Below are 8,284 nucleotides of genomic sequence, written 5' to 3'. Positions count from 1 at the left end.
CGCGAAGACGGTGGGTCAGCCTACATTGATGTTGGCTGACCCACCGTCTTCGCGAGCAAGCCCGCTCCCACAATGGATCGATGCGGACCTTGATTCATCAGCAATAAAAAACCCCGCCTGCTTTCGCAGGCGGGGTTTTTCAGTACAGGGGTAAGGCTGGCTTACATCATGCCGCCCATGCCACCCATGCCGCCCATGTCTGGCATACCGCCGCCAGCTGCACCTTCTTTCTTCGGTGCATCAGCGATGGCCGCTTCGGTCGTCAGGATCAGGCTACCGATGGACGCTGCAGCTTGCAGAGCCGAACGGGTGACCTTGGTTGGGTCCAGGATACCCATTTCGATCATGTCGCCGTACTCGCCAGTCGCGGCGTTGTAGCCGAAGCTGCCTTGGCCGTTCTTGACCTTGTCGACCACTACGCTTGGCTCGTCGCCGGAGTTGGCAACGATCTGACGCAGCGGTGCTTCGATAGCACGACGCAGTACAGCGATACCCACGTCCTGATCGGCGTTGTCGCCTTTGAGTTCGGTCAGTGCCTGCAGGGCACGGATCAGGGCCACGCCACCGCCAGGCACCACGCCTTCTTCAACGGCTGCACGGGTAGCGTGCAGGGCGTCTTCAACGCGGGCTTTCTTCTCTTTCATTTCAACTTCGGAACCGGCGCCAACCTTGATCACTGCAACGCCGCCGGACAGCTTGGCCAGACGCTCTTGCAGTTTTTCACGGTCGTAGTCCGAGGAAGTCTCGGCAACCTGGGCACGGATCTGAGCGATGCGTGCTTCGATGTCGCCCTGTACGCCAGCACCGTCAACGATGATGGTGTTTTCCTTGGACAGGGTCACGCGCTTGGCGTTACCCAGGTGCTCAAGGGTGGTGCTTTCCAGGCTCAGGCCGATCTCTTCAGAGATTACGGTACCGCCGGTCAGGACGGCGATGTCCTGCAGCATGGCCTTGCGACGGTCGCCGAAGCCTGGAGCCTTGACGGCTGCGACTTTGACGATGCCACGCATGTTGTTCACAACCAGAGTCGCCAGGGCTTCGCCTTCAACGTCCTCGGCCACGATCAGCAGTGGGCGGCCGGCTTTGGCAACGGCTTCCAGCACTGGCAGCATTTCGCGGATGTTCGAGATCTTCTTGTCGACCAGCAGGATCAGCGGGCCGTCCAGCTCAGCGACCATGGTCTCTGGCTTGTTGACGAAGTACGGGGACAGGTAGCCACGGTCGAACTGCATGCCTTCTACAACCGACAGTTCGTTTTCCAGGCCCGAGCCTTCTTCAACGGTGATCACGCCTTCTTTACCGACTTTTTCCATGGCTTCGGCAATGATGTCGCCGATGGAGCTGTCGGAGTTGGCGGAGATGGTGCCTACCTGAGCGATGGCGCGGGTGTCGGCGCATGGCTTGGACAGGGACTTCAGCTCTTTGACGATGGCGATGGTCGCCTTGTCGATACCGCGCTTGAGGTCCATCGGGTTCATGCCGGCAGCGACGGCTTTCAGGCCTTCGTTGACGATCGATTGAGCCAGAACGGTAGCGGTGGTGGTACCGTCGCCTGCGTCATCGTTGGCACGGGAGGCAACGTCTTTGACCAGCTGCGCGCCCATGTTTTCGAAACGGTCTTCCAGTTCGATTTCTTTGGCTACGGAAACGCCGTCCTTGGTGATGGTCGGAGCGCCGAAGCTCTTCTCGATGATCACGTTACGGCCTTTCGGGCCGAGGGTCGCTTTTACTGCGTCAGCCAGGACGTTGACACCGGTGAGCATTTTCTTGCGGGCGGAATCGCCGAATTTAACTTCTTTAGCAGCCATGATCGATATTCCTTAAATACTTTGTAGTAGCGGGAAAATGAGCGGGTAATCAGCCTTCGATAACAGCGAGAATCTCGTTCTCAGCCATTACCAGCAGGTCTTCGCCGTCGACTTTCACAGTGTTGCTGCCGGAGTAAGGACCGAACACAACCTTGTCGCCCACTTTTACGGACAGTGCGCGCACTTCACCGTTTTCCAGTACGCGGCCGCTGCCTACAGCGAGGATTTCGCCGCTGTTGGCTTTTTCGGCAGCCGAACCTGGCAGGACGATACCGCCAGCGGTTTTCTTTTCTTCTTCGCTGCGACGGATGACGACGCGGTCATGCAGAGGACGAAGCTTCATTGTCGATCTCTCCTAATTGTGGTTTTCATCGGCCGGTGTAGTCCCGGCGGGTTTAACAAAGTCCGGCGGTGCCGGGTGCGGTTCGTCGAGCGAACCGCGGAAGTCTGCCTGGCGTGATTGCCAGAAACCTTGCGGTGACCGTTACATAAGGGCGCATAAGCTTATTACAAGGGCGGGGATCGAAAAATTTTCACCTCGATACCGCGCAAACGATCACGGCACCCGAGGGTGCCGTGTCATGGGAGAAGCTACTTGCTGTCGCGGTGTTCGAACTCGCCCTCGATCACATTGGGCTCGCGGCCCAGTGGCTCTCGTGGCGATGGACCGCCACGGGGCTGGAGGTCATCGGCGAACGCACGCTGGCGGATCGCCTGTTCCTCGGCACGCTGGCGCATCTTGTTGGCCAGCAGGCGGCGGGTGACCGGCAGCAGCATGATCAGGCCGACCACGTCGCTGATGAAGCCCGGCAGGATCAACAGGCCACCGGCCAGTGCCAGCATCAGGCCTTCAAGCATGGTCTGGGCCGGCAGCTCGCCGCGGTTCAGGCTTTCACGGGCACGCAGCGCCGTGGCCAGGCCAGCGACCCGCAGGACGAAAATACCGAACATCGAGCCGAGAATGATCAGCAGCAGGGCCGGGAAAAACCCGATGGCACCGACCACTTTGACGAATACGAACAGTTCCAGCACCGGAAACAGCAGAAAGAGCAACAAAAAAGGGCGCATCAAATGGTTCCTCAACGCAAGAATGCCTTGCCAGTTCACCTTAGATGACGTCGCCCTTTCGTGAATTCAAGCATCGGCCACTTCATTTTTCGGCCACTGCTCGGCGTGAGCCAGGAAAACCAAGGCTTCGCGAACTTGTGTCGGCGTATTACACGGGGCTTGGAACGGCAACCAATACACGCCCTGGCCGATGCGCAGGTGCATGCCTTCGCTGTCGATACCGACCATTTGCGCCGGTGCGGTTTTCGGCAATCGCGCCAGATCCACGTAATGGGCGATGGCCTTGGCGTGATCGGCATTCATGTGCTCGATCATGCTCGCTTCGGCCTTGCCGGCGAACGGGTTGACCAAGGTGAGGTTGTCGATCCAGTGGATGGCGCCAAAACCGCCGATGTAGCGGTGACGCACCGGCTGCAGCACCCAGAAATCGAAATCGTGGGCCTTATGGTAGTTCTGTGAATCGGGGAAATAACGGTAGTAGCGCTCAGCGGCCGCTTCAATGGCGGCCTGGTCCTCGATCCTGTGCGCTTCGGCCAGGTAGGTCAGACGGCCCACAGCCTGCACATCTTCGGCCTCGCGCTCGCCCACCAGCAGCGAACACTTGGGGTCCTTCTGCAGGTTATGGGTGTGCTGGGCGATCCGACTGATCAGGATCAACGGCCGGCCCTGCTCGTCCAGGCAATAAGGAACGACGGAGCCGAACGGAAAACCGGGCATGGCCTTGGAGAGCGTCGACAGGACGCCACGGTATTCCTTGAGCAGCAATTCTCGGGCATGCTTGGCAACTTCAACGCTCAATTTATGACTCCTTTTATAGAATCCGTCAGAAAAACGGACGGGCGACTGGCGAAAGTTCCAGTGCGCCATCAGGGCAGTTCTCATGTGCAGCCAGGCCACGTCGGGCGCAGATCGAGAGGGGCTCAAGAAGGAAACCAACTCAGACCTGCTACCGGGGCATGCGAATGCAACTCACTGACAAAGTAATCATTATCACTGGCGGTTGCCAGGGTTTAGGCCGCTCCATGGCCGAGTATTTCGCGACCAGGGGCGCGAAGCTGGCCCTGGTGGATCTGAACCAGGAGAAGCTCGATGCCGCCGTGGCCGCGTGCAAGGCCGCGGGTGCAGAAGCCCGCGCCTACCTGTGCAATGTCGCCAACGAAGAGCAGGTGACCCACATGGTCGCGCAGGTCGCCGAAGATTTCGGCGCGATCCATGGTCTGATCAACAACGCCGGCATCCTGCGCGACGGTCTGCTGCTCAAGGTCAAGGATGGCGAAATGACCAAGATGAGCCTGGCCCAGTGGCAGGCAGTCATCGACGTCAACCTGACCGGCGTGTTCCTGTGCACCCGTGAAGTCGCGGCGAAAATGGTCGAGCTGAACAACAGCGGCGCGATCATCAATATCTCGTCGATTTCCCGTGCCGGCAACGTCGGCCAGACCAACTACTCCGCCGCCAAGGCCGGTGTCGCCGCCGCGACCGTGACCTGGGCCAAGGAACTGGCGCGCTACGGCATTCGCGTGGCCGGCATCGCACCGGGCTTCATCGAAACCGAGATGACCCTGGGCATGAAGCCCGAGGCGCTGGAGAAGATGACTTCGGGGATTCCGCTCAAGCGCATGGGCAAGCCTGAGGAGATCGCCCATTCGGCGGCGTATATTTTCGAGAACGACTACTACACCGGGCGGATTCTGGAGATGGATGGCGGATTGCGCATTTAAAGACACCCCATAACGAATGTGGGAGCGGGCTTGCTCGCGAAAGCGGTGAGTCATTCAACGGATATGTCGACTGATCCACCGCTTTCGCGAGCAAGCCCGCTCCCACAATTTTGACCGCGTGCAGGCGATCAATCGTCGCTGATGCTGATGTTCGGCATTGCCGGCGACAACGCTTCCTGCAACACGATCCGCGCGCCGACGTGGCGGGCCAGCTCCTGGTAGACCATGGCGATCTGGCTGTCCGGCTCGGCGATGACCGTTGGCTTGCCGCCATCGGCCTGTTCGCGGATGACCATCGACAGCGGCAGCGAAGCCAGCAGCTCGACGCCGTACTGGTTGGCCAGTTTCACCCCACCGCCCTCACCGAACAGATGCTCGGCATGTCCGCAATTGGAGCAGATGTGTACGGCCATGTTTTCCACCACGCCCAACACCGGGATGTTGACCTTGCGGAACATTTCCACGCCCTTGCGCGCGTCGAGCAGGGCCAGGTCCTGTGGCGTGGTGACAATGACCGCGCCGGCCACCGGCACTTTCTGCGCCAGGGTCAGTTGAATGTCGCCGGTGCCTGGCGGCATGTCGATGACCAGGTAATCCAGGTCGCCCCACGCGGTCTGGGTCACCAGTTGCAGCAAGGCGCCGGAAACCATCGGCCCGCGCCAGACCATCGGCGTATTGTCATCGGTCAGGAAGGCCATGGACATCACTTCGACGCCGTGGGACTCCATGGGCACGAACCACTTCTGTTCCTTGATCTGTGGGCGGGTGCCTTCGGTGATGCCGAACATGATGCCCTGGCTCGGGCCGTAGATGTCCGCATCGAGGATGCCCACTTTGGCGCCTTCGCGGGCCAGGGCCAACGCCAGGTTGGCAGCGGTGGTGGATTTGCCCACGCCGCCCTTGCCGGACGCCACGGCCACCACGTTCTTGACGTTGGCCAGGCCCGGGATCTGTGCCTGGGCCTTGTGCGGGGCGATCACGCTGGTGATGTCGACCCGGGCCGACGCTACGCCATCGAGGCCTTCGATGGCCATTTGCAGCATCTGTGACCAGCCACTCTTGAACAGGCCGGCGGCGTAGCCCAGCTCCAGCTGGACGCTGACGCGATCGCCCTGGACATCGATGCTGCGCACGCATCCGGCGCTGACCGGGTCCTGGTTCAGGTAAGGGTCGGTGTACTGACGAAGGACGGCTTCCACCGCTGCGCGATTGACGGCGCTCATGGGCAACTCCGATAACGAGACTGGAAAATCAGGCAGGTATCGTACCTGTTCTGATCGTCGGGCGGGATGGCGAAAAAAAACGTCCTCTGCAGGAGCACGGCTTGCCGGCGATGGCGTACTCAAGACCGTTATCGCCGGCAAGCCCCCCACAGGTTGCTCCTCCAATGAAACAGGCGCACAGGGTGAAAAATTAACGCCACCGCTTTATAGTGGCCGACCTCCGTTTCATCAAGTAGCCGAGCCCCATGTCCGAGCCACGCAAGATCCTCGTCACCAGCGCCCTGCCCTATGCCAATGGTTCGATTCACCTTGGCCATATGCTGGAATACATCCAGACCGATATGTGGGTGCGCTTCCAGAAGCACCGCGGCAACCAATGCATTTATGTCTGCGCCGACGACGCCCACGGTTCGGCGATCATGCTGCGCGCGGAAAAGGAAGGCATCACCCCGGAACAACTGATCGCCAACGTCCAGGCTGAACACAGCGCCGACTTTGCCGACTTCCTGGTGGACTTCGACAACTTCCACTCCACTCACGCCGAAGAAAACCGTGAGCTGTCGAGCCATATCTACCTGAAGCTGCGCGACGCCGGGCACATCGCCACCCGCTCGATCACCCAGTATTTCGACCCGGAAAAGAAAATGTTCCTGGCCGACCGCTTCATCAAGGGCACCTGCCCGAAGTGCGGCACAGAAGACCAGTACGGCGACAACTGCGAAAAATGCGGCGCCACCTACGCCCCGACCGACCTGAAGGATCCGAAGTCGGCAATCTCCGGCGCCACCCCGGTGCTCAAGGATTCCCAGCACTTCTTCTTCAAGTTGCCGGACTTCCAGCAAATGCTGCAAACCTGGACCCGCAGCGGCACCCTGCAAGACGCCGTGGCGAACAAGATCGCCGAATGGCTGGACGCCGGCCTGCAACAGTGGGACATCTCCCGCGATGCGCCGTATTTCGGTTTCGAAATTCCCGATGAGCCGGGCAAATACTTCTACGTGTGGCTCGATGCGCCGATCGGCTACATGGCCAGCTTCAAGAACCTGTGCGACCGCACGCCGGAGCTGGACTTCGACGCGTTCTGGGGCAAGGACTCCACCGCCGAGCTGTACCATTTCATCGGCAAGGACATCGTCAACTTCCACGCCCTGTTCTGGCCAGCCATGCTCGAAGGCGCGGGCTACCGCAAGCCGACCGGCATCAACGTGCACGGCTACCTGACCGTCAACGGTCAGAAAATGTCCAAGTCCCGTGGCACCTTCATCAAGGCCCGCACCTACCTGGACCACCTGTCGCCGGAATACCTGCGCTACTACTACGCGGCCAAGCTCAGCCGTGGCGTCGACGACCTGGACCTGAACCTCGAAGACTTCGTGCAGAAGGTCAACTCCGACCTGGTGGGCAAAGTCGTCAACATCGCCAGCCGTTGCGCCGGTTTCATCCACAAGGGCAATGCCGGCCTGATGGTCGACACCAACGCCGCGCCGGAACTGACCGAAGCCTTCCTGGCTGCTGCGCCAGGCATCGCCGACGCCTATGAAGCCCGCGATTTCGCCCGTGCCATGCGCGAAATCATGGCCCTGGCCGACCGCGCCAACGCCTGGATCGCCGACAAGGCGCCGTGGTCGCTGAACAAACAGGAAGGCAAGCAGGATGAGGTGCAGGCCATCTGCGCCACCGGCGTCAACCTGTTCCGTCAACTGGTGATCTTCCTCAAGCCTGTGCTGCCGCTGCTGGCTGCCGACGCCGAGGCGTTCCTGAACGTCGCGCCACTGACCTGGAACGACCATCAGATCTGGCTGGCCAATCACCAGTTGAACGAGTTCAAGCCGTTGATGACCCGGATCGACCCGGTCAAGGTGCAAGCCATGACCGACGCTTCGAAAGAAGACCTGACCGCCAGTCAGACCGACACCGGCCAGGCCCAACCCGCCGGCAACGGCGAGCTGGCCAAGGACCCGCTGTCGCCGGAAATCGACTTCGACACCTTTGCCGCAGTCGACCTGCGCGTGGCGCTGATCGTCAAGGCCGAACACGTGGAAGGCGCCGACAAACTGTTGCGCCTGACCCTGGACATCGGCGACGAACAACGCAACGTGTTCTCCGGGATCAAGAGCGCCTACCCGGATCCGTCCAAGCTCGATGGTCGCCTGACCATGATGATCGCCAACCTCAAGCCACGGAAAATGAAGTTCGGCATCTCCGAAGGCATGGTGATGGCGGCAGGTCCCGGCGGTGAAGAAATCTACCTGTTGAGCCCGGACAGCGGCGCCAAGCCTGGTCAGCGGATCAAGTAAGGCAACGCGGTAACCCGATCCCACAGTCGTGCCTGACGCGACTGTGGGATTTTCATGTCTGGCCCACCCTCCGTCCTTGCCGGATAATGCCTGAGCGTCAGCCCATTCCCTGTGGGGGCGAGCTCGCTCGCGATGGTCGTCAACGATAATGCGTGGCCACAGGTTGA

7 protein-coding genes are annotated in these 8,284 nt (G+C 60.5%); 2 read left to right on the top strand and 5 right to left on the bottom strand.

The annotated features are described in order from the left end of the window. Positions 1-161 precede the first annotated feature (161 nt). The 4 genes from groL to B0W55_RS13715 form a co-directional block, all read right to left on the bottom strand. Positions 162-1,808, bottom strand: coding sequence for a chaperonin GroEL (gene groL / locus B0W55_RS13730; protein ID WP_077046518.1), 1,647 nt, complete (start codon positions 1,806-1,808; stop codon positions 162-164). A gap of 49 nt (positions 1,809-1,857) precedes the next feature. Further along, on the bottom strand, positions 1,858-2,151 hold the full coding sequence (locus B0W55_RS13725) for a co-chaperone GroES (protein WP_077046517.1): 294 nt from the start codon (positions 2,149-2,151) through the stop codon (positions 1,858-1,860). A gap of 248 nt (positions 2,152-2,399) precedes the next feature. Continuing rightward, on the bottom strand, positions 2,400-2,876 hold the full coding sequence (locus tag B0W55_RS13720; RefSeq protein ID WP_077046516.1) for an FxsA family protein: 477 nt from the start codon (positions 2,874-2,876) through the stop codon (positions 2,400-2,402). A 66-nt stretch (positions 2,877-2,942) separates the two neighbouring features. Beyond that, positions 2,943-3,674, bottom strand: coding sequence for a HugZ family protein (locus B0W55_RS13715; protein ID WP_077046515.1), 732 nt, complete (start codon positions 3,672-3,674; stop codon positions 2,943-2,945). A gap of 164 nt (positions 3,675-3,838) precedes the next feature. Between B0W55_RS13715 and B0W55_RS13710 the strand changes: the two genes are divergently transcribed. Beyond that, positions 3,839-4,597, top strand: coding sequence for an SDR family oxidoreductase (locus B0W55_RS13710; RefSeq protein ID WP_077046514.1), 759 nt, complete (start codon positions 3,839-3,841; stop codon positions 4,595-4,597). 128 nt (positions 4,598-4,725) lie between these two features. Here the strand turns inward: B0W55_RS13710 and apbC are convergent, their stop codons facing one another. Continuing rightward, positions 4,726-5,820, bottom strand: a complete 1,095-nt coding sequence (gene apbC, locus B0W55_RS13705; protein ID WP_077046513.1) for an iron-sulfur cluster carrier protein ApbC — start codon at positions 5,818-5,820, stop codon at positions 4,726-4,728. Between the two features lie 245 nt (positions 5,821-6,065). Between apbC and metG the strand changes: the two genes are divergently transcribed. Then, positions 6,066-8,117, top strand: a complete 2,052-nt coding sequence (gene metG / locus B0W55_RS13700; RefSeq protein WP_077046512.1) for a methionine--tRNA ligase — start codon at positions 6,066-6,068, stop codon at positions 8,115-8,117. Positions 8,118-8,284: the final 167 nt, after the last annotated feature.

The organism is Pseudomonas sp. KK4 (assembly GCF_001984065.1).
Taxonomy (GTDB): Bacteria; Pseudomonadota; Gammaproteobacteria; order Pseudomonadales; family Pseudomonadaceae; genus Aquipseudomonas.
This window is presented reverse-complemented; position numbering and strand designations above follow the sequence as displayed.

Coding starts and splice junctions, on each gene's coding strand:
- B0W55_RS13720 (WP_077046516.1), bottom strand. CDS start 2,876: ATGCGCCCTTTTTTGTTGCTCTTTCTGCTGTTTCCGGTGCTGGAACTG.
- B0W55_RS13710 (WP_077046514.1), top strand. CDS start 3,839: ATGCAACTCACTGACAAAGTAATCATTATCACTGGCGGTTGCCAGGGT.
- apbC (WP_077046513.1), bottom strand. CDS start 5,820: ATGAGCGCCGTCAATCGCGCAGCGGTGGAAGCCGTCCTTCGTCAGTAC.
- groL (WP_077046518.1), bottom strand. CDS start 1,808: ATGGCTGCTAAAGAAGTTAAATTCGGCGATTCCGCCCGCAAGAAAATG.
- B0W55_RS13725 (WP_077046517.1), bottom strand. CDS start 2,151: ATGAAGCTTCGTCCTCTGCATGACCGCGTCGTCATCCGTCGCAGCGAA.
- metG (WP_077046512.1), top strand. CDS start 6,066: ATGTCCGAGCCACGCAAGATCCTCGTCACCAGCGCCCTGCCCTATGCC.